The sequence below is a fragment of the Paucibacter sp. B51 genome, assembly GCF_027863535.1.
In the GTDB taxonomy this organism is placed as follows: Bacteria; Pseudomonadota; Gammaproteobacteria; order Burkholderiales; family Burkholderiaceae_C; genus Paucibacter_A; species Paucibacter_A aquatilis.
Genome location: NZ_JAPIVN010000001.1, coordinates 3,851,667 through 3,875,871, shown reverse-complemented (window position 1 = coordinate 3,875,871; position 24,205 = coordinate 3,851,667). Strand labels below are relative to the sequence as shown.

The following is a 24,205-nucleotide window of genomic DNA, read 5'->3' as shown; positions in this document are numbered from 1 at the left end:
TGCTCGCGCCCCTCGTCGATCTTCTCAGGGCTGCTGACGAAAGCGTTCGCGCAGCGCTTGCAGCTGCGCCTCCGTCACGCCCAGGCTGCTGGCGTTGAAAGCACGCTGATCGGGCGTGTGCATCAGCAGGGCTTGGGTTTCGTTGACCATCAAGGCCTCGTTGCCCGGGTCGTAGTCCATGCTGGAGAGCAGGCTGCGGAAGCGGGCACGCTCAGCTTCGTTCAGGCCCTGTTGCCAGAACGCCCAGCAGCGGCGCTGGTAATCCGGGTTGGTGAAAAACTCGCCATGGCTGAGCTCATGCCGCAGGGTCGACTCACGGCGCAAGGCATCGACCTGCTCATCGCTGGGGGTGGCCGGGTCGTCCTGCTGCACGGCCGTGAAGCTGACCAGGGCCTGCGGGCTCGCCGTTGACGGGGCTGCAGCCGTGGCCGTCAGCAAGCCCTGCGCCTGCAGCAAGCTCTGCAGCTTGAGCTCCTGGGCATTGAGCTTCAGGCCCTGCACTTGGGCCTGGGCAAAAAAGCGCTGCAACTGCTCGGCGCTGTAGTCATGGCCGAAGTAGAAGGTCGCCACCGAATCGCCCGAACGGGCCAGCAGCCGCTGCATCTCGGCATCGCCCAAGACCGCGCCGCCAGCGCTGTGCTTCTTCTCGATGAAGGCCGCGGCGCGATTCAAGGCCAGGCCCTGCTCCAGCAGGCTGGGGAACTCCAGGATCAGGATCGAGGGCTTGTCGCGCAAGCGGGCGAGCTGCCACCCCGAACCCCGGCCATCGTGGGCCAGGATGTCCGCCAGGCTCAGCACTGGAACCGGCTCCTGCCTTGATGCTGTGGCGAGGGCCGGTGCCGCTGCCGAGGCTGCGCGGGCAGCCGGAGATGCAGGCTCCGCCGCCGCTGTTTCTTGGGGCGCGCCAGCCCCTGCGAGTGAGGCCCAGCGCTGGTAGGCCAGGCCAGCGCTGATCGCCAGGATCAGACCCGCTGCGCCCCACATCAGCGCCTGACGCCGCGCACCGGCCCGGGGCAGCGCTGCGGGATGAACGGCTGCATCGGAAGCCCGGCCGCGCAGTGAAGGTGGGGGCGGTGAGGGTGTGGGAGTTACGGGTGAGGTCGTTGCAGTGGCGCTGAACGGCTGGGGTCGTTCAGCCTCATCGGCCCTGGGACGCCGACGTCTGGGGCCGAGCCGCCGACGCGCGGGCGTGGAGGCTCCGGACTGCGAGGCTTCCGCCTCGGTCGATTTGAACGCTCTCAATCGCGAGCCGCCATCGCGTTCAATCGGCACAGGCAGGCTCCGCCCCTGGCAGAGGGCTTGGGTTCAGGGCATCCGGCCTGGGGCCGATGGCGCGGGCATCACACACGTTCGCTTCTTCGCTCGAAAGACCTGGATGGGTGGCTATGGCTTGCGCAATGGCGCCGCTCGGGCCTGGCCCTCGGGTGCCCGGACGGCGCAGCGTCGCCATGCGCCCCACACCATAGTCGGCCGCGCAGGGCGCGAACAGCGGCCATTCGCGTGCTTATTCACGACTGGGGTCTGGAGGCCCATGAGCGTCACTTTCGTCAATCAGAATTCACGACACACGCAAATGCGGGGAACAAGAGCAGGGGTCAGCCAGCACGCCATGAGCAGTGATAACTCCGATGACGATCGCACGGTCATCCGGCCTTTGAAGTCGCCACCCGCCGGCCCGGCGCCGACGTCTGGACTGGCCGATATGGCGACCTTGATCTCGCCCCAGGCCCCGGTGAGCGCTGCGGACTTGGCCGCGCGTGCACAGGCTCCGGCGCTGGCGCCGACCTCTCCATCTGCCTCCCCATCAGCCGCCAGCTCGCGGACCTCCTCTGCATCGAGTGCGGGCGACAGCGGCAACGCCTTGCCCTTGGGCACCTACCTCGGGGAGTTCGAGCTGACCGGGGTGTTGGGGGAAGGGGGCTTTGGCATCGTCTACCTGGCCTGGGACCATTCCCTCGAGCGGCGCGTGGCCCTCAAGGAGTACATGCCTGCGGCCTTGTCGGCGCGCCTGGGCAACACCCAGGTTCAGGTCAAGTCCGAGCGCCACCGCGACACCTTCGAGGCGGGCCTCAAGAGCTTTGTGAACGAAGCCAAGCTGCTGGCTTCGTTCGACCATCCCTCCCTGGTCAAGGTCTACCGCTTCTGGGAAGCAAATGGCACGGCCTATATGGTCATGCCCTTCTACGAGGGCATCACGCTCAAGGACAAGCTGCGCGAGCTGGGCGAACCGCCCAGCGAAGCCTGGCTCATGGGCCTGCTCGCGCCCCTGACCGAGGCGCTGGCCGTGATCCACACGCAGAACTGCTTTCACCGCGACATCGCCCCCGACAACGTCATCCTGGTCGGTGAGCGCCAGAAGCCGCTGCTGCTCGATTTCGGCGCGGCACGCCGGGTCATCGGCGACATGACGCAGGCCCTGACCGTGATTCTCAAGCCCGGCTATGCCCCGGTGGAGCAGTACGCCGAGGCGCCCAATATGAAGCAGGGCCCCTGGACCGACGTCTATGCCCTGGCGGCATCGATGCATTTCGCCATCATGGGCCGCACGCCGCCCACCTCGGTCAGCCGCTTGATGAGCGACAGCTATGTGCCGCTGGAACAGGCAGCCGCTGGCCGCTACAGCCCGCAGTTTTTGCAGGCCCTGGACCGGGCCTTGCGCGTGCGGCCGGAGGACCGGACCGCGTCAATCGCCGCGCTGCGCCAGGACCTGGGCCTGCGCGCACTGAGCGGCCATGAGTCGGACCCTGACTCAGCGCCATCGGCGCTGGACGATGGAGCATCTGCTTCCACCCCGGGCGCCGCGCGCGCCAAGGCCGCGCCCGCGAGCACAGCCGCCACAACTGGCGCCGTGCATGCGCCCAGCCGAACAGCTGCGGCGGACACAGGCGCCGGGGCTGGGCGCAAGCGTTGGTTGGCCCTGGGTGCAGCTTTGGGACTGGCGGGGCTGGGTCTCACAGCCTGGTTGGGCGGTCAGGGTGGGCCGGGCGCTGCACCCAAAGACAGCACTGCCGTGCTGTCGAGCGGTGCCTCGGCCGCCAGCGCGCCACCGAGCCTCACAGCTGCGCCGCCGAGCGAGGGCGCAGCAACCGCGCTGCCGCGCTTCGAGCCCGCGCAAGCCTTTGAGGATGTGCTGCAGCGGCAAAGCCCGGGCTTTGCGGTGGAGGTCCGCCTGGCGCGCGAGCAGTTTGTGATCGGCAAGGATCGTCTGTCTTTCCGGATCAGGTCGGCCCGCGAGGGTCACGTCCAGGTGCTGCTGCTGGGCCAGGATGGTTCCTTGCTGCAGTTCCTGCCGAATGCGCAGATTCCCCAACTCAAGGTCAAGGCGGGTCAGGAGTTGGAGCTGCCGCCCAAGTCCTGGCCGGTCGATGCGGCAGAGCCGCCGGGCCGCCAGGAGTTCCTGGTCATCGTCAGCGCCCAACCTCGCGACTACAGCGCCCTGAGCAGCGAGCGCGAGGACGTGTTCTTGAAGCTGCCCACGGGCGAGCAGGCTTCAAGCCTGATGCGCGGTCTGGCTGCGGGCAGCCCGCCGCTTCTCTTGGGCCGCAGCGTGGGCTGCACGGCTCAGGCTTGCGATGACTACGGGGCCGCGCGCTTCCATGCCGATGTGGTGCGCTGAAGTGAGGAGATGGCCAATGCTTGAAACAAGGTGGGTGAAATGAGTGAGATCGAACAAGCGCGCGAGAAGATCGCGCTGTGGTCCGCGCCTTTGGCGGACGACAGTGCGCCTTGCGGCCCTGACCTCGAGTATGACAACGACTTTCTGACTTTGAGCCGGGCGGCGGCCGGCAAGCCGGAGTCGCAGTTCGGTCCGGCCGAGCCGCCTGCCTGGCGCGAGGTAATGGAGCTCTCGGAGGCGCTGCTGGAGCGCAGCCGCGACTTGCGCATCGCCATCCTCTGGATGCGCTCGCTGGTGCATCTGCAAGGCTATGCGAGCCTGGCCCCGGGGCTGGAACTGCTGCGCAGCATGATCGAAGCGCTGTGGGACCATGTGCATCCCTTGCCCGACCCTGACGATGGCGACCCCTATGCCCGCGTCAACGCCCTGACCTTGCTGCGGGAAGTCGAGGGCCTGATCGGAGACCTGCGCGAAGCGCGTCTGATCGAAGATCGCAGCATCGGCCTGGTCACGGGCCGACATGTGGAAGTGGCGCTGGGCTTGTCGCCGGCGCGCGAAGGTGAGGATGTGGTGAGCACCGCGGCCTTGAGCCAGATGGCCGCCGCCGCGGAGGCCAAGCGGCCCGGGCTGCGCGCCGCCTGCGAGGCCGCGCAGGAACAGCTGAAAGCGCTGCGCACGCTGCTGCTGGACAAGCTGGGGCATGAGCTCGCGCCCGATCTGCGCCCGCTGCAAAGCCTGGTGCAGGGAGTCTTCGGTACTTTTCCCGCAGAAGCGCACGATCTGGCAGGAGCGTCAGATACTTCCGACGATGGCGAGCAGTCCATGTCTTCAGGCGTTAGGACGCAGGAGCGGGGACTGTCCGGCAGTGTCAACTCGCGCGAGGATGCGCTGAAAGCCATCGCCATGGTTTGCGAGTATCTGGAGCGTGTCGAGCCCTCGAATCCCGCCCCCTTGTTTTTGCGTCGAGGCAGTGAATTGATCAACCAAAACTTCCTCCAGCTGGTGAAGATGTTGGCCCCCGATGCCTTGGCCGGCGTCGCTGGTTTGGTGGGCATTGACCCCTACAACACCGACAACTCGTGATCCCCCAATTCGCGGCAAACCTGAGACCCTGAAGCCGCGAATGTCTTGAATTTCTTCTACGTCGCACAGGAGCCTGGAATGAGTAGCAGCCAAAAGTTCATCGCCCGCAATCGCGCACCGCGGGTGCAGATCGAATATGACGTCGAGGTCTATGGCGCCGAGAAGAAGGTGCAGTTGCCCTTCGTCATGGGTGTGCTGGCAGATCTGTCGGGCAACCCGGCCGAGCCTCTGGCCCCGGTGGCCGATCGCAAGTTCCTGGAAGTCGATGTCGACAACTTCGACGCCCGCATGAAGGCCATGAAGCCGCGCGTGGCGATTCAGGTGCCCAACACCTTGACCGGCGAAGGCAATCTGAGCGTGGACATCACGTTTGACAGCATGGATGACTTCTCGCCCGACGCCGTGGCCCGCAAGGTCGATTCGCTGAGCAAGCTGCTCGAAGCCCGCCAGCAACTGCAGAACCTGGTCACCTATATGGACGGCAAGGGCGGTGCCGAAGAGCTGATCGGCAAGCTGATGGCCGACCCGGCCCTGCTGGGCTCTCTGGCCGCCACCGCCAAGCCCAGCGACGCCTGAAGCACACGGCCGCGACATCAAAGACACGAGTAGGAGAGAACGATATGGCAGAAACCCAAGCCTCCGCCGCGCTGGCTGGCGTCAGCTTCGAAGGCAGCGACCTGGCCTCCTTGCTGCAGAAGGAATTCAAGCCCAAGTCCGATGATGCCAAAGGCGCCGTCGAGCAGGCCGTGCAGACCCTGGCCCAGCAGGCCCTGGCCCAGACCCAGCTGATCGGCAGCGATGTGGTGTCCTCGATCGAGGCCATGATTGCCGCCATCGACAAGAAGCTGTCCGATCAGATCAATCTGATCCTGCACCACCAGGAGTTCCAGAAGCTTGAGGGTGCCTGGCGTGGTCTGCACTACATGGTGAACAACACCGAGACCGACGAGTCGCTGAAGATCCGCGTGATGAATGTGTCCAAGGCCGAACTCGGCAAGACGCTCAAGCGTTACAAGGGAACCAACTGGGACCAGAGCCCGATCTTCAAGAAGATCTACTCCGAAGAGTTCAGCCAGTTTGGTGGCGAGCCCTTCGGCTGCCTGGTGGGCGACTACCACTTTGACCAAAGCGCGCCCGATGTGGAGCTGCTGTCGGAAATGGCCAAGATCGCCGCTGCGGCCCATGCGCCCTTCATCACCGGCGGTTCGCCCACGCTGCTGCAAATGGACTCATGGCAGGAGCTCGCCAACCCGCGCGACCTGACCAAGATCTTCTCCACGCCCGACTACGCCGCCTGGCGCTCGCTGCGTGAGTCGGAAGACTCCAAGTACATCGGCCTGGCCATGCCGCGCTTCCTCTCGCGCCTGCCTTACGGTGCCAAGACCAACCCGGTCGAGGCCTTCGATTTCGAGGAAGACACCGGTTCGGCCGACCACGGCAAGTACACCTGGGCCAACGCCGCCTACGCCATGGCCACCAACATCAACCGCTCCTTCAAGGAAAGCGGCTGGTGCACACGCATCCGCGGCATTGAATCGGGCGGCGCCGTGCAGAACCTGCCCACCCACACCTTCCCGACCGATGACGGCGGCGTGGACATGAAGTGCCCGACCGAGATCGCGATCGAAGACCGCCGCGAAGCTGAGCTGGCCAAGAACGGCTTCATGCCCCTGGTGCATCGCAAGAACAGCGACTTCGCCGCCTTCATCGGCGCCCAGTCTCTGCACAAGCCGGCCGAGTACGACGACCCGGACGCCACCGCCAACGCCAACCTGGCTGCGCGCCTGCCTTACCTCTTTGCCACCTGCCGTTTCGCGCACTACCTGAAGTGCATCGTGCGCGACAAGATCGGCTCCTTCAAGGAACGCGAGGAAGTGCAGCGCTGGCTGTCGCAGTGGATCACCCAGTACGTGGACGGAGATCCGGCCCGCTCTTCGGAAGAGTACAAGGCCAGCCATCCACTGTCGGCCGCCGAGGTGGTGGTGGAAGAAGACCCGAGCAACCCGGGCTACTACAGCTCGAAGTTCTATCTGCGTCCGCACTACCAGCTCGAAGGCCTGACCGTGTCGCTGCGGCTGGTGTCCAAGCTTCCTTCGGCCAAGGCGGCCTAAGCAAGAAAAAGCGCAGGGCGAGAGCCCCGCAGTTTGTGGGATGCGTCTCTTCGTTCTTTCCATCGAAGGCGCACCTGTTTTCCCTCTCGTTACTTTTTAACCGCCCCACAGGGGCTGAATAGGAGAATGTCATGGCCGTTGACATGTTTTTGAGCCTCGCAGGCATCAAGGGTGAATCCAAGGACAAGAAGCACGCAGGCGAGATCGACATCCTTGCCTGGAGCTGGGGCGTTTCGAACAGTGGCACTTTCCACGCTGGCGGCGGCGGCGGCGCTGGCAAAGCCAACTTCCAGGACATCTCGATCACCAAGTACGTGGACAAGGCTTCGCATGCATTGCTGGACAGCTGTGCTACAGGCAAGCACATCGACACGGCCAAGCTGATCGTCCGCAAGGCCGGTTCCAGCCCGCTTGAGTACATCATCATCGAATTGACCGAAGTGCTGGTCACTTCGGTGAGCACTGGCGGCTCGGGTGGCGAGGATCGCTTGACCGAGAACATCAGCCTGAACTTCGCCAAGATCAAGTTCTCATACGTGCCGCAGAAGCCGGATGGCTCGGGTGACACCCCGCTGCCCTTCACCTACGACATCGCAGCAAACTCGAAGTAATTCGAACTCGGCTCCCGGTTGCGGCTTCTGCCGCACCGGGAAGCGGCGAAGCGTGAGCAGTGCGCCACGATTTGAGCCATCTGCAGCTTGCAAAGCTTCCGGCTGTCTCTTCGCTCTGGCTCAAGCCACGAGCCTCGCCCAGCGCGATTCAACGATCTCGAACCGTCAGTGGCCGTCGCGGCCCGAACTGGCCTGTTTCTTGCGCCTGCGCTGCAGTGCTGATAAGGCAATTGTGCTCGGCGTTGCGGACTCTTCTTTCCTATCAGTTCCCTCTCCTTTCCTTCCTGCACGCTTGCTAACGGAATTCCCACATGGCCCACTCTAGCCTCGCCGAATTGGCCCTCAAGAAGGGAGACGCAGCGGCAGCGCTCAAGTCCTTGAGCGAGCAGATTCGTGCCAATCCCCAGGATGCGAAGTTGCGTGTTTTTCTCTTTCAGCTCCTGTGCGTTTGCGGGCAGTGGGAGCGTGCGCTCAACCAACTCAATGTGGCACTGGAGCTGGATGCCGGCATGCTGCCCATGGTGCAGACCTACCGCGAGGCCATCGCCTGCGAGGCGCTGCGCATGAAGGTGTTTGCCGGCGAAAAAGTGCCCATGCTCTTTGGTGAGCCGGAAACCTGGGTGGCTTTGCTGATCGAGGCCTTGCTGCGTGAAGGGCAGGGCGACGTGGCCGCTGGACAAGCGCTGCGCGCTCAGGCCCTGGAGCAGGCCCCGGCCAGCACTGGCAGCATCAATGAGCAGCCCTTCAGCTGGATCGCCGATGGCGACAGCCGTCTCGGCCCGGTGATCGAAGCCATCATCAACGGCAAGTACTACTGGCTGCCCTGGAACCGGCTGGCGCGTGTGGAGATCGATCCACCACAGGACTTGCGCGATGCCATCTGGATGCCCGCGCACTTCATGTTCACCAACGGCGGCGAAGTCGTGGGCCTGATCCCCACGCGCTATCCCGATACCGACCTGGCGGCCGGCGATGCCCTGGCCTTGTCCCGCGCCACCGAATGGCGCGAGCGAGGCCCGGACAACTACATCGGCCTGGGTCAGCGACTCTGGTCCACCGACGGCGAAGAGTTCGCGCTGATGGATGTGCGGACCGTGGTCGTGCACGAATCCGCGGATGACAGCGCAGCGCCTCCGGCGGCGGCCAGCGCCTGACGCACGCCCACGAGCTTGCTGCCATGGCCCAGTTGCGCGCCCGAGACCGGCTCCAGCCCGCACTGCTGGACCGCTTGACTGACGACGAACCGAATTCGTCGGTTGAAAGCGCCGACAGTCGCGTTATCGGGCGCGCTCAGCTACGTGAGATGGTGCTTCGCGATCTGGCCTGGCTGTTCAATGCCAGCTCTCCTACCGAACACATTGACTGGAGTGGCGCTCAGCTCGCTCGGCGCTCAGTGCTGAGGTTTGGCCTGCCGCCGCTCTCAGGCTGCAGCGTCTCCAATGTCGACCTGCTCCAGCTGCAGCAGAACGTGCGCCAGGCCATCCTTGACCATGAGCCGCGCATCCTGCCCGAGACCCTGGTCGTCGAAGCCGTGGTCTCGGCCCAGCAGCTGGACCACCACAACCAGATCGGCTTTCGCATCGCCGGCCAGCTCTGGGCTCAACCCGTGCCCCTGGAGCTGCTGCTGAAGACCGACATCGATCTCGAAACCGGCCGGGTCGCCGTGCGCGAACTGGACCGCTGAAGAAGCCTGGCCATGGATCCCCGCCTGCTCCGCTACTACAACGAGGAACTGCGTCATCTGCGCGAGATGGGCGGCGAGTTTGCCCAGCAGTTTCCCAAGATCGCCGCCCGCCTGGGCCTGGAAGGCCTGGAGGTCACCGATCCCTATGTCGAGCGACTGCTGGAGGGCTTCGCCTTCCTGGCCGGCCGCATCCAGCTCAAGCTCGACGCCGAGTTCCCGCGTTTCACCCAGGCCCTGCTGGAAATCATCTACCCGCAGTTCCTGGCGCCGACGCCGTCCATGCTGATCGCCAAGCTGACGCCCGACCTCAAGGACCCCAGCCTGGCCACCGGTCTGCGCTTGGAGCGCGGCAGCGTGATGCAAAGCCAGCCGGGCAAAAGCGGCCTCACGGCCTGCGAGTTCCGCACCGCCCATGCGCTGACGATGTGGCCGCTGGAGATCGGTCAGGTCGAGTATTTTCAGCAGGCGGCGGACTTGCCCCTGGCGTCTGTGCCCGAGTGGCGCAAATACCGTTCGGGCTTGCGCATCCGCCTGCGCTGCACGGCCGAGACCGATTTCTCCAAGCTGAGCCTCGACAGCCTGCGCCTGCATTGCGCAGGGCTGGATGACACGGCCTTCCGATTGCACGAGCTGATTTGCGGCCATGCGCTGGGCGTCTTCGTGCTGCCGGCGCAGCGCTCTGGGGCCTGGTTCGAAACCCTGGATGCCGAGTGCCTGAGCCCGGCGGGCTTCGAGGACGAGGAGGCCTTGCTGCCCCAGACCCTGCAGGGATTCCAGGGCTACCGCCTGCTGCAGGAGTACTTTGCCCTGCCGCAGCGCTTCCTGTTCTTTGACATTCACGAGCTCGGCGATGCCTTGCGCTCGCACAGCGAGCAGGAGGTGGACATCGTCATCCTGTTCTCGCGCGCTGACAATGCCTTGTTGCAGTCCGTCGATGCCGAGAGTCTGGCCTTGCACTGCGTGCCGGCCGTCAATTTGCTGGAGCGCCGCTGCGATCGCATCCAGGCACAAACCGGCGAGTTCGAGTACCACGTGGTGCCCGATCGAACCCGGCCGATGGACTACGAGGTGCATTCGATTCTCGAGGTCAATGGCTACGGCGAGAGCGGTGTGTCCAAAGGGGGCGCCTCGGACTGGCAGTTCCTGCCGCTCTACAACGCCTTCCACACCGAAAGCCGCAAGCACCCCGCCTACTACTCGGTGCAACGCCTGCCGCGCCTGCTGTCGCAGCACCAGACCCGCGAAGGCCCGCGCACCAGCTACATCGGCAGCGAGGTCTACATCTCGGTGGTGGACCCCAAGGAGGCGCCCTTTCCGGCCGAGCTGCGCCAGCTTTCAGTGCGGGCGCTTTGCACCAACCGCGATCTGCCCATCCTCATGCCCACCGGCCAGGCCAAGGGAGACCTGACCCTGCATCAGACCGCGCCGGTCAAGATGATCCAGGTGATCAAGGGGCCGTCGCGGCCACAGACCGCCATGCGTGAAGGCAATGTGGCCTGGAAGCTGATCAACCAGCTCTCGCTGAACCACCTGTCGCTGACCGACACCGATGCCCAGCAAGGCGCCGCTGCGCTGCGCCAGATCCTGCATCTGTATGCGGCTAGCGGCGATGCCGCCGCGCAGCGGCAGATCGAGGGCGTGCGCTCGGTGAGCTTGTCGTCCGTGGTGCGTCGTCTGCCCATGGCCGGCCCCATCACCTTCGGCCGCGGTGTCGATGTGAAGGTGGAGATCGACGACCACGCGTTCGAAGGCGGCAGCGCTTTCCTGCTGGGCCTGGTGTTGGAGCGTTATGTGGCCCGCCATGTCTCGCTCAACGGCTTCACCCAGCTGCGCCTGCACTCGCCGGCGCGCGGCGACATCTTGCAAGGCCGCCCCCGCGTGGGCGCCCGGGCCATTCTCTGAAGCCCGCCATGAACGCGCCACAAGCCCCTCGCCGTGCCGACCCGATTGCGGACATCGCTGCGGCACCGCACCGCTATGACTTCTTCCAGGCGCTGCGCCTGATCGATGCCTACCATCAAGACCTGCCGGGCTTGGGAACGGCCAAGCGCCCCGTGGACGAGCCGCTGCGACTCGGACAGAACACCAGCCTGGCCTTTGCGCCCAGCAGCCTGCATGCACTGAATTTGCAGGACCGCAGCGGCCGGCCGCGCCTGGAAGTGAACTTCTTCGGACTCTTCGGCCCCAACGGCCCCTTGCCGCTGCACCTGACCGCCTATGCGCATGAGCGCAAGCTGCACAAGGGTGACGAGACCTTCGCGCGCTTCGCCGATCTCTTCCATCACCGCCTGCTGCTGCTGTTCTATCGCGCCTGGGCGCAAGGCAAGCCCACCGTCAACCTCGATCGCCCCAAGGATGATCGCTTTGCCGGCTTTGTTGGCGCCTTGATGGGCGTGGCCGGCGAAGCCTGGCAGGGGCGCGACGCGGCGCCCGACCATGCGCGCCTGGCCCATGCCCAGGTGCAGGCGCGCCAGGCCCGCAATGCCGATGGCCTGAGCCAGCTGCTGAGCGCCTATCTGGGCATGCAGGCGCGCATCGAACAGTTCGTGGGTCGCTGGATGCCGCTGCAGGCGCAGGAGCGCACCCGCCTGCAACGCCAAAGCCGCAAGGGCGCCTCGCGCCGCCATTCGACCCACCAGCTTGGCGTCAGCGCCGTGCTGGGCCGGGCGGTGTATGACCGCCAGCACCATTTCCGCATCCACATCGGCCCGCTGGACCTGCCGGCCTTCGAGGCCTTGCTGCCGGTGGGCTCGGCCCTGCCGGCGCTGCAAGCCCTGGTGCACCAGTACATCGGCCTGGAGTACGGCTGGGACCTGGCCCTGACCCTCAAGCCCGAGCAGGTGCCCGCATGCCGGCTGGGCCGCAGCAGCCGGCTGGGCTGGACCAGCTGGCTGGGGCGCCCGCACGCGCGCGCCGAGCCGGCCGAGCTTCGTCTTCAACCCAGGTCGAGCCCGCTGTAGCGGCGCTGCTCGACTTGATTCATCCGACCACGTTTCGTCGTCTTCTTCTTTCCTACCAGTCAAAGGATTCACCATGGCGGACATCAACCGCGTGACCCTCTTCGGCAAGTTGAACAGCACCGCCTACAAAGCGGTTGAGGGCGCCACCGTCTTCTGCAAGCTGCGCGGCAACCCCTATGTCGAGCTGGAGCACTGGATTGCGCAGATCCTGCAGCTCGCCGACTCGGACTGGCACCGCATCATCAAGTTCGGCGAGCTCGACACCGCCGCCCTGGCCAAGGACTTGACGGCCGCGCTCGACCGCCTGCCGCGTGGCGCCACCAGCATCTCGGACATTGCCGAGAACATCGCCGATTCCATCGAGCGCGGCTGGGTCTACGGCACGCTGCTTTATGGCGACAACACCGTGCGCACCGGCTATGTGCTGGTGGGCATGCTCAAGACCAAGACCCTGCGCAATGCGCTGATCGCCATCAGCCGCCAGTTCGAAAAGCTCAAGGTCGAGGACCTGAGCGACCGCCTGGCCCAGGTGCTGGCCGGTTCGCCCGAGGAAGGGCAGGGCGCCACCGATGGCTCCTCTGCCGCAGGCAGCAGCCCGGGCGAAGAGAGCGGCGCCATGGCCCCGGCGGCCATGGGCAAGCAGGAAGCCTTGAAGAAGTTCACCGTCGACCTGACCGAGCAAGCGCGCAACGGCAAGATGGACCCCATCGTCGGCCGCGATGACGAAATCCGCCAGGTGGTGGACATCCTCATGCGCCGGCGCCAGAACAACCCCATCCTTGTCGGCGAGGCCGGCGTGGGCAAGACGGCCGTGGTCGAAGGCTTTGCCCAGCGCATTGCCCGTGGCGACGTGCCGCCCAGCCTCAAGGAGGTGGAACTGCGCGCGCTCGACGTGGGCCTGCTGCAGGCCGGCGCCAGCATGAAGGGCGAGTTCGAGCAGCGCCTGCGCTCCGTCATCGACGAGGTGCAGGCCAGCCCCAAGCCCATCATCCTGTTCATCGACGAAACCCACACCCTGGTCGGCGCCGGCGGCGCGGCCGGCACGGGCGACGCAGCCAATCTGCTGAAGCCGGCCCTGGCCCGCGGCACCCTGCGCACCATCGGCGCCACCACTTTTGCCGAGTACAAGAAGCACATCGAGAAGGACCCGGCCCTGACCCGCCGCTTCCAGACCGTGCAGGTGGACGAGCCCGACGAGCCCAAGGCCATCCTGATGATGCGCGGCGTGGCCAGCACCATGGAAAAGCACCACCAGGTGCAGATCCTCGATGAAGCGCTGGAAGCCGCCGTCAAGCTCAGCCACCGCTACATCCCGGCCCGCCAACTGCCCGACAAGAGCGTCAGCCTGCTGGACACCGCCTGCGCACGCGTGGCCGTGAGCCTCCATGCCACGCCCGCCGAGGTGGACGACAGCCGCAAGCGCATCGAAGCGCTGGAAGTGGAGCTGGGCATCATCGCCCGCGAGAAGGCCATTGGCATCGCCATCGGCAAGCGCGAGGAAGAGGCGTCGCTCGCCCTGGCCGAAGAGCGCGCCCGCCTGGCAGCGCTGGACCTGCGCTGGGGCGAAGAAAAAGCCCTGGTCGACCAGCTGCTGGATCTGCGCGGCAAGCTGCGTGCCGGCATCCGCCCGGTCGAGGGCACGGGCAGCAAGCTGGAGGCCGACGCCGCCGCGGAAGCCGCAGCCGAAGGCCTGACCGACAGCGACCGCGAAGCCGAGCGCCAAGGCCTGTTGACACAGCTGAACGCCGTGCAGGAAAAGCTGGCCGCGCTGCAGGGCGAGAACCCGCTGATCCTGCCTACGGTGGACTACCAGGCCGTGGCCGCGGTGGTGGGCGACTGGACCGGCATCCCGGTCGGCCGCATGGCCCGCAACGAGATCGAGACGATTCTCAAGGTGGCCGAGCATCTGGGCCAGCGCGTGATCGGCCAGGACCACGCGATGGAGATGATCGCCAAGCGCATCCAGACCAGCCGCGCCGGCCTGGACAACCCGAGCAAACCGATCGGCGTCTTCATGCTGGCCGGCACCTCGGGCGTGGGCAAGACCGAAACGGCCCTGGCCCTGGCCGAAGCGCTCTACGGCGGTGAGCAAAACCTCATCACCATCAATATGAGCGAGTACCAGGAAGCCCACACGGTCAGCACGCTCAAGGGCGCGCCTCCGGGCTATGTGGGTTACGGCGAAGGCGGCGTGCTGACCGAAGCCGTGCGCCGCAAACCCTACAGCGTGGTGCTGCTGGACGAGGTGGAAAAAGCCCACCCCGACGTCCACGAGATGTTCTTCCAGGTCTTCGACAAAGGCTTTATGGAAGACGGCGAAGGGCGCTTCATCGACTTCAAGAACACGCTGATTCTGCTGACGACCAACGCTGGCACCGACTTGATTGCCGGCCTGTGCAAAGACCCGGATTTGATGCCCGACCCCGAGGGCATGGCCAAGGCATTGCGCGAGCCGCTGCTGAAGATCTTCCCGCCGGCCTTGCTGGGCCGTTTGGTCGCGATTCCCTATTACCCGCTGTCCGATGAAATGCTGGGGCAGATCGTTCGCCTGCAGCTGAACCGCATCAAGAAGCGGGTGGAGGCGCGCTACAAGATTCCGTTCGAGTATTCAGACGAGGTGGTGAAACTGGTGGTTTCGCGTTGCACGGAATCTGAATCTGGTGGGCGAATGATTGATGCAATTTTGACCAACACCATGCTGCCGGATATCTCACGTCAGTTCCTGACGCGGATGATGGAGGGGAACGACATTACTGGGGTGGCGGTGGATGTAGCTGAAGGGCAGTTTGTATACACATTTAAATGACAGAATTTTCTAGTGGCGGCAATTTGCTTTTCAGGACTCCGCGATTGCCCTAATTCGCTCCTCATGTTTTGTCAATATCTACACGGAGATTTTCATGAGCATTTTTAGTTCACTTGCAGATGAGCATGGCGGGAAATTTAGAAGATTTAATCAAGGAAAAGGTCTAAGCAAAAACTGGGCGTCAATGTCATCTGGACTGGCGGCTCAAAACGGAATTTGCGGTGGACTGAGCATTGCATTCTTGGCTACAGAAAGAATGGGCACAAAGGAGAGCAAGTTATCTGAAAAAGGGGCTGAAACCGATGGGGCCTTGTACTGCTACGCCGAGAGGCTAGCAATTTTCGGGGCGGACAACTCCAACGGTATAGAGGGAATTGATAATGCGCTTAGCAAAGTCGCTATGCGTCGGTGCTCCGCCGTACTGACTTCCGCAATTCCAAATACTGTTGCGAAAAACTGCGTCAAATCCCCGTCGGGGTTAAGCTACTTGGCACTCTATTCAGGTTCTCATGCGACTGCAGTCGCAATACAAAACGGTCAGTACATCTACTTTGATCCAAATTTTGGCTTTGCAAAGTTTCCTGACTCATTGAAGTTTGTTTTGTTCTTGGAGAGTTTTCTTGATGCTGGTGTATATGATTCATCAAGAATGGGTGTGATTTGGGTGAAGTAGAATTATCAGTATCGCGCCCGGTAGGCCTTGGGGTCATAAATTTTGAACCCGTGGCCCTTGAAACCTCGGGGCAACTCATTAGCTAATTCATCAATAGTGAGGTGCGAGGCTCTACAGCTGCCTCCATATATTTCAATTTGATTCAGTCTTGCTTTCACCTGCTGTAGGACTCGCTGCGCACACTTGAGGAACCTGCAAAGGAACCTGGGGCCTGGGGCAGGTTTTAAATTCAAACCTCAGGCAAGGTCATGAACATGAAGCTTTTCATATTCATCGCCTGATTTTTATAGTCAGCAGTGCGTAACTACATTGATGCATTCAAAGGAAAAGCAGCATGCATTCAAATACCTCCAGCGCAGCCAAACCTGTCAACCGCTGGCGTAGCACCAAGCAAGTTGCCAAAGCGGGCATGGCGGTTAGCAGCACGGGAGTTTCAGTGGCCGGGCAGGCACTGGGTGTGCCCAATGTTGCTTTGCTGGCGGCAGGTGCTGCAGCCTCGGCCACGGGTATTGGTCTGGTCGTGACGGGGGCTGCGCTGACGTTGACGGCCTCCACCCTGTCGGCCGTTTCGGCTCACAAGTCACGCTTGCACCGCAATGCCCTTGGAGAGATCCAAAAGCGAGTCAATGCATACGAATGCTGGCCGCTGATCGACAACAACCCCGACATCGAGTCGCGGCAGTTCACGGTGGCGGACGCGGCCGAGCACCAGAAACTGGTTGACGCAGTACTGCCCTATGCCATTGCTCAGAAGAGTAGCAAGTACCACCGCAAGGTGGTGGGTGCAGTGCCAGTGGTGGGCCTGTTGGAATCGGTGCGAGCCGTTGGAAAGAAAGCCTACAAGATGGCAAAGGGAACGCAAGGTGTGGAGCGCAAGGCCCACGCCCGCGCCCTTGCCAGCCACTTGATCACGCACAACTGCGCACTGGCTCAGGCCATCGTGGCTGAGCTATATAGCTTTGAGGAAATGCTGTGGCTCAAAGATCAAGACTACGACGAGGTCGTGAGGCTGATCGAAGAAAAGCTCAAGTCGACTTGAGCTGAGGGGAGACAGACTTGTGAGCGCGCGAAGTCACACGCGGAGTTGGAACCAGGGTTCAGAGACTCCTGTCCTCTCTCGCCCGACCTTCTGCCTTTGCATGGCGTCAAGTCTCACCGCTCTCGAGCCACAACGAGGAACCTGAAATGGTTGATTGGACCAAGACCTTCAAGGCGGAGTACGACTTCGGACGAAAGTTTCTCGCCAAGGAAAGCAATTTCGCCGAAGACTGGCAGCCCTTGGTGCGCAAGTTGCATCAGTTGATGAGCGATGAAGGCTTTGATGCGGGGCGCGCTCAGGCCTTGAGCGATTTGCGCAAGAAAGTGAAGCAAGGAGAGAGCACCTTGCTGGGCCACAAGACGGTGACTGAGGACAAGGGCATCCTCAGAGCCGTTGGCGGCTGGACTGACGCCGCTGACGGCGCACTGGACTCGCGCACGAAATCCCGAGCCGCCACGCTCAAGCTCTTGCGTCATGTGTATCTGCTCAATAAATCGGGAAACCGCAAGGTATGGCTCCTGTCGCTGCCCCAGGATTTCCACGATTGGCCCACCGACGATCTGCATGCCCGAGCAGCCACTGAGATCGCTGCCCGCCAGTTGCTGCGCAGCGACAACGAACTGTTCTCGGACGAAGACAAAAAGAACCTCGCCAGTGCGACCCAACATGCTTTGGCCTGGTGCCAGAAGGCCGGTATCGTGCTGGCCAACGCTGCCAATGGCATCAGTGGCAAGCCCGGCGAAAAGAATGTGGCAGCCGTCAACCTGGTTAAGCGTTGGTTCGGCGACCCCGGGGCCAGTGTGGTCGACCTTGCCGGCTTCATAGCCACCTTGTCCACCGGCTTCAAAGCCATCATTGCAATGCTGAACAAGGGCCATTTCGTATTGACCGACTGGGTGCCGCTGCGTACGGCTTCGGTGCAAAACGATGTGGACTATCTGTACTCCGAGGCATTCACCTTTCGATCGCGTGCCGAGGGCATGGACACTGTCTACATTGAGCGCTCATTCTTTGGCCACGATGCCGGCGGAGTGGTCCACGGTCACAAGAATTGGGTGCGCATCCTTGTACACGAACTAACTCATCTAGTGTGCGGCACCGATGATGTCAACATCGGCAGAGCCCGGTACGCCCACTACGGCATTGGGCCACACGGAGGATTCCCTGGCAGCGCAGCCGTTCGCAATGCCGACAGCTGGGCATTCTTCGCTGCCGACTGTGCCGGGGTGCTCACCGAAGGCGAGCGCAATCATGCGCTGAGAATCATATGAAGCCGGCTTGGGCGGCTTGTGCCGCCGCGCTTCTGTCATCGCTGCCTTCGTTTGCCCGGGCCTATGGTCCGTCGCCAGCCGACACCGCCAAGGAGAAACTTCGCATGAATGGACCATCCATCAGCCGCCCATCTGCCCCCCAGGTGGCCGACATTGAGCATGAGGGCGTGCGCTATGTGCAGGACGTGCACGACAGCCGCAACGGTGATCAAGCTGGGGGATACCTCGCCGCCATCGACATTGCAAGCGGCCAGCGACTGTGGCGCCTGAAGGTGTACGAGGTGCCTGGCGCTCAAGTCGCCGGCCAGCCCACACTGCCACGCTATTTCCGCTCGATGCAGCTGTTGCCGGGAGCTCAGGCACTGGAAATCGTCAACGAGGCCGGAGGCATTTACCGGGTGGATTTGGCCACACGCATGAGCACCCAGGTCGGCGGTCCCCCGGTCAGTGCGCCGGTGGAACCCAAGCTGCCACCCAAGGCGGAAGCAGACTGACACACCGGCCTCTGTTCAAGCAAAGGAACTGGCAGCGCTGAAGCGCGTGGCTGCGACCGCGGCGTTAGGCCTTCATTCGGCACCACACTCGACCAGGCCCATCATCAGAGATGGGACCTTTTTGCCTTTAGCGCGCGTTGGGATTCGCCAGCCTCCCCGCCAACCCAGCCAACCCGCCGGCCGGCTCTGCGATCGACTGAAACCGCATCACCGTCACCGCATGCTGGTTTCGGTGGCTCAGCAACGGCATCAAACCCGCGTCCAAGATCACTTGAGCCGCTCTCTCGCTGAGATAGGTTTCGGCGCAGGCTTGCAGCTCCTTTTCGCCATCGCGCTCGAAGCTGAAGCTCGGCAGATCAGCCAGTTCGCTTTCATCGCCGGGCTCGAAGTCCCAGCCCTGTTGACGGAAGGCTCGGGCCATGAGCAGGGCGGTCACCAAGGAGGAGGGCCCCCAGAGCAGGTGCTCATGCTCGGGCACTCCGGCCGGGAGTTCCTCAAAAACAAAGGCCGTGATGGGGTCGCTGCGGCGGCCGTAGGGTGCGCGCAAGAGCAGGCGAGGGGCCGAGAGGCCGATCCAGGGTGCCAGTTCAGCGCTGCGGCGCAAGCGCTGCCAGCCCGTCAAGGCAGAGGGTTCGGCCAGTGCCAAGTCCATGTCGGCCGCGGCCAGGAATGGGCCGTCGGCCTTGGAGGCGAGCACGCCCAGCGCGGCCAGCAGGCCGATGTCGGTGTCCGAGGGGCCAAAACTGAAAAGCCCGACGAGCAGGCTCCAGGCCTGCGCATCCGGCGCGCCGTGGTTTCGCTCGACGAGGGCGCGAAACAGGCCGGTGCGCGGGACATCGCCCTGCGCCGCGACCAGATCGGCGAGCATCTCTTCGCGGCTGACATCAAAGAGATGCAGCTGCAGTTGTTCATCCAGTTCGAGCTGGGACAGCAGCAAGTGCAGACCGCGCCAGGCGGACTCGATGGCTTGGAATTCAGGCGCATGCAGCAGCTGACGCATCTGCTCGGCAATCGCCAGATCGACCGACGCCAGCAGCGCCGCTTGCTGCGCCCCATGGTCAGGCACGACATGGGGTGCGACGATCTGGCGGATGAAGGCATCGATGCCGGCGGGCGCTGCTTGAGCGGCAGCCGGCGTTCCTGTGTGACGAGCGGCGCCCCCCGGCCGGCCGCCCAGCAGGCCGGACAGCAGATCGCCAGCAGCCTCTGCTGGCACGGCGCCTGCCCGCGAATCAGCCTTTGCTGAGTTCATCCCCAGCTCTGCCGCGGCTTGCGCAAACTGCGCCGGGTCCTGCAAACGCCGGCGCAGCTCGCGCAGGGAAGCGAAAACAGGCACCCGCGCGAACAAGCTGTCGGGATGGAAGTCGTCGATGTCCTGGGCCTCGAAAGCGGTGGCACCGACCCGCACGCTGGGCGCCAGGCGGCGCATCAGTTCAGGCAGGGTGTCCACGTCCACCCGATGGGTCGGCCGTGTCGCCAGACTGGCAGCAGCCGCTACACCTTGGCGCCCGCTGAAGTTGCCGATCAGGAGGATGCGCATGGGCTGCGCCTGCGCAGCGCCTCGCCCTGCGGGGCCGGAGCCAGTGGGTCTGATCGCGAAGTTGAATTCCATTGATCCCGCCATGAAACATGCTCCCTGAGAACTGCCGTGCTCAATCCGTACTCAGTCCACGCTCAAGCCACGCGCTGAGCCGCGAAGAGCAAGCCCACCACGGGCTGATGACTTTCGGTGCGCAGCGTGACCCGCCGGGTGGCCTTGATGCTCAGGCCTGCGTCCTCAAGCATGCGTCGGACGTAGCTTTCGCTGTGGCTGTAGCGCCCGTGCAGTTGCAAGCGGTAGCCCGGCTCACAGTCGTCCTCGCCGGCTTCAAGCGTGAACACCAAATGCCCGGACGGGCGCAGCGCTGCGGCTGCGGCCTCCAAGACCTGCTGCAAGACACCGAAATAAATCAGGGTGTCGGTGGAGACGATGAGGTCAAAGGCCGCAGGATGTTCGGCGAGATAAGCGCTCAGCTCGGCCTGTTCGAGGTGATCGTAGGCCTGGCGCTGCGCAGCCTTGTCCAGCATGCCTTGGGACAGGTCCATGCCAAGCAAGTGGCGCGCATAGGGCTTGAGGTAGGGCGCGCACAAGCCCGTGCCGCAACCGGCATCCAGCACCTGCAGTTCGGCCCGGGGTTGGCCCAGCAACTCTGCAATCAGCTCGCCGGCATATGCCGGGGCGCGGTAGCCAAGGCCCGCCAGGACGGTGTCGAAACTCTCGGAGAAGCGGTCGAAAACGTCTTGGACATAGCCGTCAGAGGCGCGCGTGTGCCTGGCTTCGCCACCGCAAGCGGCGATCAGGTGTTCAATCACGGGGTTGTCGGGTTCGATGGTTTGCCACTGGCGATAGACGGCCAGCGCTTCATTGGCACGCTGGCTGGCGGCCAGGGCATTGCCCAGATCCTCATAGGCGCTGGGCGTGTAGGGCGCCAATTCAATGGCACGCCGGAAGGCGGTCAGCGCCTCCTCCAGCCTGCCGCATTTGCTCAGCATATTGCCCAGGTTGTGCCAGGCATCGGCAAAGTCGGGCTTGAGATCGATGGCCTTCTGGTAGCTGGCGCGCGCTTCCTCGTGGCGTTTGAGCTTGGCCAGCACCACGCCCAAATTGCTGTGCGCCATCACGAACTCGGGGCGGAGGTCCAGGGCCGCCCGGTAGCTGGCCTCTGCCGCTTCAAACTGGCCCAGCTCCTTGTAGACGTTGCCGAGGTTGTTGTGGGCATCGACATAGGCCGGCACGAGCTCGACGGCCCGCCGAATCATGCGCACCGCCTCCTGCGGGTGGCCGAGCTGGTGCTCGGCCACACCGAGGTAATGCAAGGCGTCCGGCATGTCTGGCGCGAACTGGAGCAAGACCCGGTAGTGATCCGCGGCCGCCTGGATCTGTCCCTGCTGGTGCTTGCTCATGGCGGCCTTGAGGCCCTGCTGCAGCTGGGAGGCCGCAGCCGCATTCTTGCTGGACAGCTTTTGTTTGCGAGAGTTCATCGGGCGCTACCGTGCGAGCGCAGCGCATTCGCTCGACCGAGCGAACAGGGACGCAGACGCCAAAAAGAAAAGGCCGGCTGCTGACGCTGTCACACGCCAACACCGGCCATCAGCTCAGACCAGGGCTCAGCGGCCCAAGGTGACGCGACGGTTTTCCGCTGCGGTCGGGGCCTCGGGGCGCAGCAGGTCCTTGGAACCGACGCCCGTCACTTCCAGCATGCCCGCGTCTGCGCCCTTGTTGACCAGATAACGCTTCACCTCCTCGGCGCGGCGCTGCGACAGCTGCAGATTGCCGGCTTCGTTGCCGCTGCTGTCGGCATGGCCGACGATGCGGATCTTCTGTGCGGCGCCGCGCTTGGCTTTCAAGACCTCGGCAAACACGTCCAGCTGTTGCTTCAGCGAATCCGGCAACACGGCCGAGCCCAGGGCAAAGGCCACGGCGCTCAGCGAGAAGGTGGTGGCGGGCTTGAAGCCCATGCACTTGAAGCCGTTCTTGATCAGCTCCTCGCACATGTCCTCGGGGAACAGGCCTTCCTTGACGGCGGTCAGGTCCGGCACCTTGCTGCCCAGGTCCAGCACGGCAGGCGCTGCGGCCGACGCTGCTGAGGCGGGCGCCGTGGCCGCGCCCGGTGCTGCCTGAACAGCCGTCCCCGCCACCGAGCCAGCCGCCAGCAGGGCGAACGCACTCAGGCTTCGGGTCGCGGCGCGCCACAGGGTGGTGCTTGAGGGGGCGAGGGTGAATGCGGTGGACATGATGTGTGGTTCCTCGTGCTGAATCGTCCACAGGCCGGTCAGGAAGGCCGTGCCGAAACCGGCTGTGAATCAGGGTTTCCCTGAGCGATGGGCGGATTATTGTCCGCATCCGGCCGGGCCGGAATGGCCGGTTCGTGCTTTGCGACAAATTCACGAAGCAGGAGCAAGCCGCTGAATCAAGGGTAAACCAGCAGAATCACAAACCGCAGCCGCGAAAATCTGGCCATGCGGGTGTACCGCGGGAATATGCACACAGCCCAAAACCCTCATATATCCAACCCTAGAATTTGCGGTCGATTCTTGAAATCGGGTTTCCTACAGGGTTTTCGTGAAAACAAAGGTTCAAGCCGCACTGCTGCTGACGCTGCTGAAGCTGGCCCTCCTGCCGCCGCTGGCTCAGGCTCAGGGCGTCAGCACGCCGGCGCTGGTGCCGCGAGCGTCCGATCTGGGCCCCAAGCCCGCGCCGCTGGACAGCGACACGCGCCTGCTGCCGCAACGTGCGGTGCCGCGCGAACTGCAAAAACCCGAGGACGAAGTCCTGCTCGATGTCGCAGGCTATGCGGTGCCGGACGATGCCCCCGATGCCCTGAAACAGGCGCTGGCCCGGCTGACCGCCCCCTATGTGGGCAAGAACAAGAGCTGGGAGGACCTCGTCAATGCCAAGGATGCGGTGACGCGTTTTCTGCAGAGCCAGCTCGGCTACTACCTGGGTTATGCCTTCATTCCGGAGCAGACACCGGACAAGAACATCATTCAGCTGGCGGTGCTGGAAGGCCGCCTGGATCAGGTGCGTCTGCTGTGGGATGAGGAGCCCTGGCTGGTGGACAAGGCCGTGGTCGAGTCCTATCTGGCGCAGTTGGAGCCCGGCAGCATCCTGACCGTCAGCCAGGTCGAGCGGATTGTTTTCCTGCTCAACGACCTGCGTGGCATCGTGGCCAGCTTCGAGATCGAGCCGGGGCGCCGGCCCGGCACGGCGACCTTGGTCGTGCGGCCGCAACGGGAACGCCGCCTGGCGTACAAGCTCGATGCAGACCTCAATGGTTCGCGCTTCATCGGTTTGGGCCGCGTTGGCGCCCAGATGACCGTGGCCAGCCCCTTCGGCCGGGGCGACAACGCCTCGCTCAGCGGGCTCAGTTCGGTCAACGCGGGCATGAAGTTTCTTCTCGGCAGCTACAGCAGCCCGGTGGGCGCACGCGGCTTGCGCGCGGGCGGCGCCGTGACCCTGGTTCGCTACGCCCTGGACAAAAAAGAGTTTCCCATCGGCAGGAATGGCAGTGCGGTCAACCTCAATGCCTTCGGCCTGTATCCGGTGGTTCGCTCGCGCAATTTGAACTGGTTTGCCCTGCTGGCCTTCGACGCAAAACACTACGACGACCGGGAAGAAGCGTCTGCCTCGCAAACCAAGAAACAGGTTCAGAGTATCAGCGTGGCCAGCAACGGTGATATTCGTGACAGTTTATTGACGGGTGGCGTAAATAGTTATGACCTGAATATCTCTACCGGCCAGGTCAAATACATCACCAATCGTCCCTCGGGTTTGACCGACGCGGATCGATATACCAAAGTGAATGCCTCGGTGTCGCGGCTGCAAAACCTCTGGACCGGCCGTTTGCTGGCCTACCTCAGCGTGCGCGGCCAATACAGCCTGGACAACCTCGACACCACCGAACAGTTCCGACTCGGCGGCCCCGATGGCGTGCGCGCCTTTGCCAACGGCGAGGGCACGGGAGATTCCGGCCTGCTGGCCAGCCTGGAGTTGCGCTCGCCGCTGAGTACCTTGTTCTCCAGCCAATGGGCGCAGGAATCGGTGCTGGCTTTCTTTGCCGACTATGGCCAAGTGACCTTCCGCCGCCATCCGGCCAGCCAACTGCCCACCGGCGGCGCAGCCGGGGCCGGCAGTGCGAGCAATTCGGCCGCCTACTCGGGCGTTGGCTTGGGCCTGGCATGGTCGCGGCCTGGGCTCTATGCCTTGCGTCTGAGTGTGGCCAAGCCGCTCAAGGGCACGCCCACCGGTGACACCGTGAAACGGGACCCCCGCTTGTATGCCCAGTTCAGCGCCTTCTTCTGAGTCCGCAGGCCGGCT

19 protein-coding genes are annotated in these 24,205 nt (G+C 63.9%); 15 read left to right on the top strand and 4 right to left on the bottom strand.

From position 1 onward, the window contains the following. Positions 1-24 precede the first annotated feature (24 nt). Entirely contained in the window at positions 25-798 is a 774-nt protein-coding gene (locus OOB33_RS16435) for a hypothetical protein (RefSeq protein WP_271009461.1), read from the bottom strand. Positions 799-1,609: 811 nt separating this feature from the next. On the opposite strand from OOB33_RS16435, the gene OOB33_RS16430 reads away from it, so the two are divergent. The 14 genes from OOB33_RS16430 (at position 1,610) to OOB33_RS16365 (ending at position 18,348) form a co-directional block, all read left to right on the top strand. Further along, on the top strand, positions 1,610-3,616 hold the full coding sequence (locus OOB33_RS16430; protein ID WP_271009460.1) for a serine/threonine-protein kinase: 2,007 nt from the start codon (positions 1,610-1,612) through the stop codon (positions 3,614-3,616). A gap of 39 nt (positions 3,617-3,655) precedes the next feature. Next, a complete protein-coding gene (gene tssA / locus OOB33_RS16425; RefSeq protein ID WP_271009459.1) occupies positions 3,656-4,699 on the top strand; it encodes a type VI secretion system protein TssA in 1,044 nt (347 codons plus the stop codon). A gap of 78 nt (positions 4,700-4,777) precedes the next feature. Further along, on the top strand, positions 4,778-5,275 hold the full coding sequence (gene tssB, locus OOB33_RS16420; RefSeq protein WP_102766659.1) for a type VI secretion system contractile sheath small subunit: 498 nt from the start codon (positions 4,778-4,780) through the stop codon (positions 5,273-5,275). Between the two features lie 44 nt (positions 5,276-5,319). Next, a complete protein-coding gene (gene tssC / locus OOB33_RS16415) occupies positions 5,320-6,810 on the top strand; it encodes a type VI secretion system contractile sheath large subunit (RefSeq protein WP_271009458.1) in 1,491 nt (496 codons plus the stop codon). 131 nt (positions 6,811-6,941) lie between these two features. After that, on the top strand, positions 6,942-7,421 hold the full coding sequence (locus OOB33_RS16410; protein ID WP_271009457.1) for an Hcp family type VI secretion system effector: 480 nt from the start codon (positions 6,942-6,944) through the stop codon (positions 7,419-7,421). A 311-nt stretch (positions 7,422-7,732) separates the two neighbouring features. Further along, on the top strand, positions 7,733-8,575 hold the full coding sequence (locus OOB33_RS16405; protein ID WP_271009456.1) for a type VI secretion system accessory protein TagJ: 843 nt from the start codon (positions 7,733-7,735) through the stop codon (positions 8,573-8,575). A 23-nt stretch (positions 8,576-8,598) separates the two neighbouring features. Beyond that, positions 8,599-9,105: a type VI secretion system baseplate subunit TssE gene (gene tssE, locus OOB33_RS16400; protein WP_271009455.1), complete on the top strand. Its 507-nt coding sequence runs from the start codon at positions 8,599-8,601 to the stop codon at positions 9,103-9,105. A gap of 12 nt (positions 9,106-9,117) precedes the next feature. Then, the gene (tssF, locus tag OOB33_RS16395; RefSeq protein ID WP_271009454.1) at positions 9,118-11,007 is read left to right on the top strand and encodes a type VI secretion system baseplate subunit TssF; all 1,890 of its coding nucleotides are present in this window, start codon (positions 9,118-9,120) and stop codon (positions 11,005-11,007) included. A gap of 8 nt (positions 11,008-11,015) precedes the next feature. Further along, a complete protein-coding gene (gene tssG / locus OOB33_RS16390; protein WP_271009453.1) occupies positions 11,016-12,065 on the top strand; it encodes a type VI secretion system baseplate subunit TssG in 1,050 nt (349 codons plus the stop codon). A 73-nt stretch (positions 12,066-12,138) separates the two neighbouring features. Further along, positions 12,139-14,871, top strand: a complete 2,733-nt coding sequence (gene tssH, locus OOB33_RS16385; RefSeq protein ID WP_271009452.1) for a type VI secretion system ATPase TssH — start codon at positions 12,139-12,141, stop codon at positions 14,869-14,871. Between the two features lie 94 nt (positions 14,872-14,965). After that, positions 14,966-15,544, top strand: coding sequence for a YopT-type cysteine protease domain-containing protein (locus OOB33_RS16380; RefSeq protein WP_271009451.1), 579 nt, complete (start codon positions 14,966-14,968; stop codon positions 15,542-15,544). A gap of 334 nt (positions 15,545-15,878) precedes the next feature. After that, the gene (locus OOB33_RS16375) at positions 15,879-16,583 is read left to right on the top strand and encodes a hypothetical protein (RefSeq protein ID WP_271009450.1); all 705 of its coding nucleotides are present in this window, start codon (positions 15,879-15,881) and stop codon (positions 16,581-16,583) included. A 146-nt stretch (positions 16,584-16,729) separates the two neighbouring features. After that, the gene (locus OOB33_RS16370) at positions 16,730-17,854 is read left to right on the top strand and encodes a M35 family metallo-endopeptidase (protein ID WP_271009449.1); all 1,125 of its coding nucleotides are present in this window, start codon (positions 16,730-16,732) and stop codon (positions 17,852-17,854) included. Between the two features lie 104 nt (positions 17,855-17,958). After that, positions 17,959-18,348 (top strand): hypothetical protein, encoded by a 390-nt coding sequence (locus OOB33_RS16365; RefSeq protein WP_271009448.1) that lies wholly within the window; start codon positions 17,959-17,961, stop codon positions 18,346-18,348. A 127-nt stretch (positions 18,349-18,475) separates the two neighbouring features. Here the strand turns inward: OOB33_RS16365 and OOB33_RS16360 are convergent, their stop codons facing one another. The 3 genes from OOB33_RS16360 to OOB33_RS24455 form a co-directional block, all read right to left on the bottom strand. Further along, complete coding sequence (locus tag OOB33_RS16360) at positions 18,476-19,888, bottom strand: type VI secretion system contractile sheath domain-containing protein (protein ID WP_271009447.1); 1,413 nt, start codon at positions 19,886-19,888, stop codon at positions 18,476-18,478. A 134-nt stretch (positions 19,889-20,022) separates the two neighbouring features. Then, positions 20,023-21,369, bottom strand: a complete 1,347-nt coding sequence (locus tag OOB33_RS16355; RefSeq protein ID WP_271009446.1) for a tetratricopeptide repeat protein — start codon at positions 21,367-21,369, stop codon at positions 20,023-20,025. Between the two features lie 126 nt (positions 21,370-21,495). Beyond that, complete coding sequence (locus OOB33_RS24455) at positions 21,496-22,122, bottom strand: OmpA family protein (protein WP_333780335.1); 627 nt, start codon at positions 22,120-22,122, stop codon at positions 21,496-21,498. A gap of 328 nt (positions 22,123-22,450) precedes the next feature. On the opposite strand from OOB33_RS24455, the gene OOB33_RS16345 reads away from it, so the two are divergent. After that, positions 22,451-24,190 (top strand): ShlB/FhaC/HecB family hemolysin secretion/activation protein, encoded by a 1,740-nt coding sequence (locus OOB33_RS16345; RefSeq protein ID WP_271009445.1) that lies wholly within the window; start codon positions 22,451-22,453, stop codon positions 24,188-24,190. Positions 24,191-24,205 lie beyond the last annotated feature (15 nt).

Bases quoted from the DNA above. Each gene is read 5' to 3' on its own strand.
- tssG (WP_271009453.1), top strand. From the start codon at position 11,016: ATGAACGCGCCACAAGCCCCTCGCCGTGCCGACCCGATTGCGGACATC.
- OOB33_RS16375 (WP_271009450.1), top strand. From the start codon at position 15,879: ATGCATTCAAATACCTCCAGCGCAGCCAAACCTGTCAACCGCTGGCGT.
- OOB33_RS24455 (WP_333780335.1), bottom strand. From the start codon at position 22,122: ATGTCCACCGCATTCACCCTCGCCCCCTCAAGCACCACCCTGTGGCGC.
- OOB33_RS16355 (WP_271009446.1), bottom strand. From the start codon at position 21,369: ATGAACTCTCGCAAACAAAAGCTGTCCAGCAAGAATGCGGCTGCGGCC.
- OOB33_RS16410 (WP_271009457.1), top strand. From the start codon at position 6,942: ATGGCCGTTGACATGTTTTTGAGCCTCGCAGGCATCAAGGGTGAATCC.
- OOB33_RS16365 (WP_271009448.1), top strand. From the start codon at position 17,959: ATGAATGGACCATCCATCAGCCGCCCATCTGCCCCCCAGGTGGCCGAC.
- tssC (WP_271009458.1), top strand. From the start codon at position 5,320: ATGGCAGAAACCCAAGCCTCCGCCGCGCTGGCTGGCGTCAGCTTCGAA.
- tssH (WP_271009452.1), top strand. From the start codon at position 12,139: ATGGCGGACATCAACCGCGTGACCCTCTTCGGCAAGTTGAACAGCACC.
- tssB (WP_102766659.1), top strand. From the start codon at position 4,778: ATGAGTAGCAGCCAAAAGTTCATCGCCCGCAATCGCGCACCGCGGGTG.
- OOB33_RS16430 (WP_271009460.1), top strand. From the start codon at position 1,610: ATGAGCAGTGATAACTCCGATGACGATCGCACGGTCATCCGGCCTTTG.
- tssA (WP_271009459.1), top strand. From the start codon at position 3,656: ATGAGTGAGATCGAACAAGCGCGCGAGAAGATCGCGCTGTGGTCCGCG.
- OOB33_RS16380 (WP_271009451.1), top strand. From the start codon at position 14,966: ATGAGCATTTTTAGTTCACTTGCAGATGAGCATGGCGGGAAATTTAGA.
- OOB33_RS16405 (WP_271009456.1), top strand. From the start codon at position 7,733: ATGGCCCACTCTAGCCTCGCCGAATTGGCCCTCAAGAAGGGAGACGCA.
- tssF (WP_271009454.1), top strand. From the start codon at position 9,118: ATGGATCCCCGCCTGCTCCGCTACTACAACGAGGAACTGCGTCATCTG.
- OOB33_RS16370 (WP_271009449.1), top strand. From the start codon at position 16,730: ATGGTTGATTGGACCAAGACCTTCAAGGCGGAGTACGACTTCGGACGA.
- OOB33_RS16360 (WP_271009447.1), bottom strand. From the start codon at position 19,888: ATGCGCATCCTCCTGATCGGCAACTTCAGCGGGCGCCAAGGTGTAGCG.
- tssE (WP_271009455.1), top strand. From the start codon at position 8,599: ATGGCCCAGTTGCGCGCCCGAGACCGGCTCCAGCCCGCACTGCTGGAC.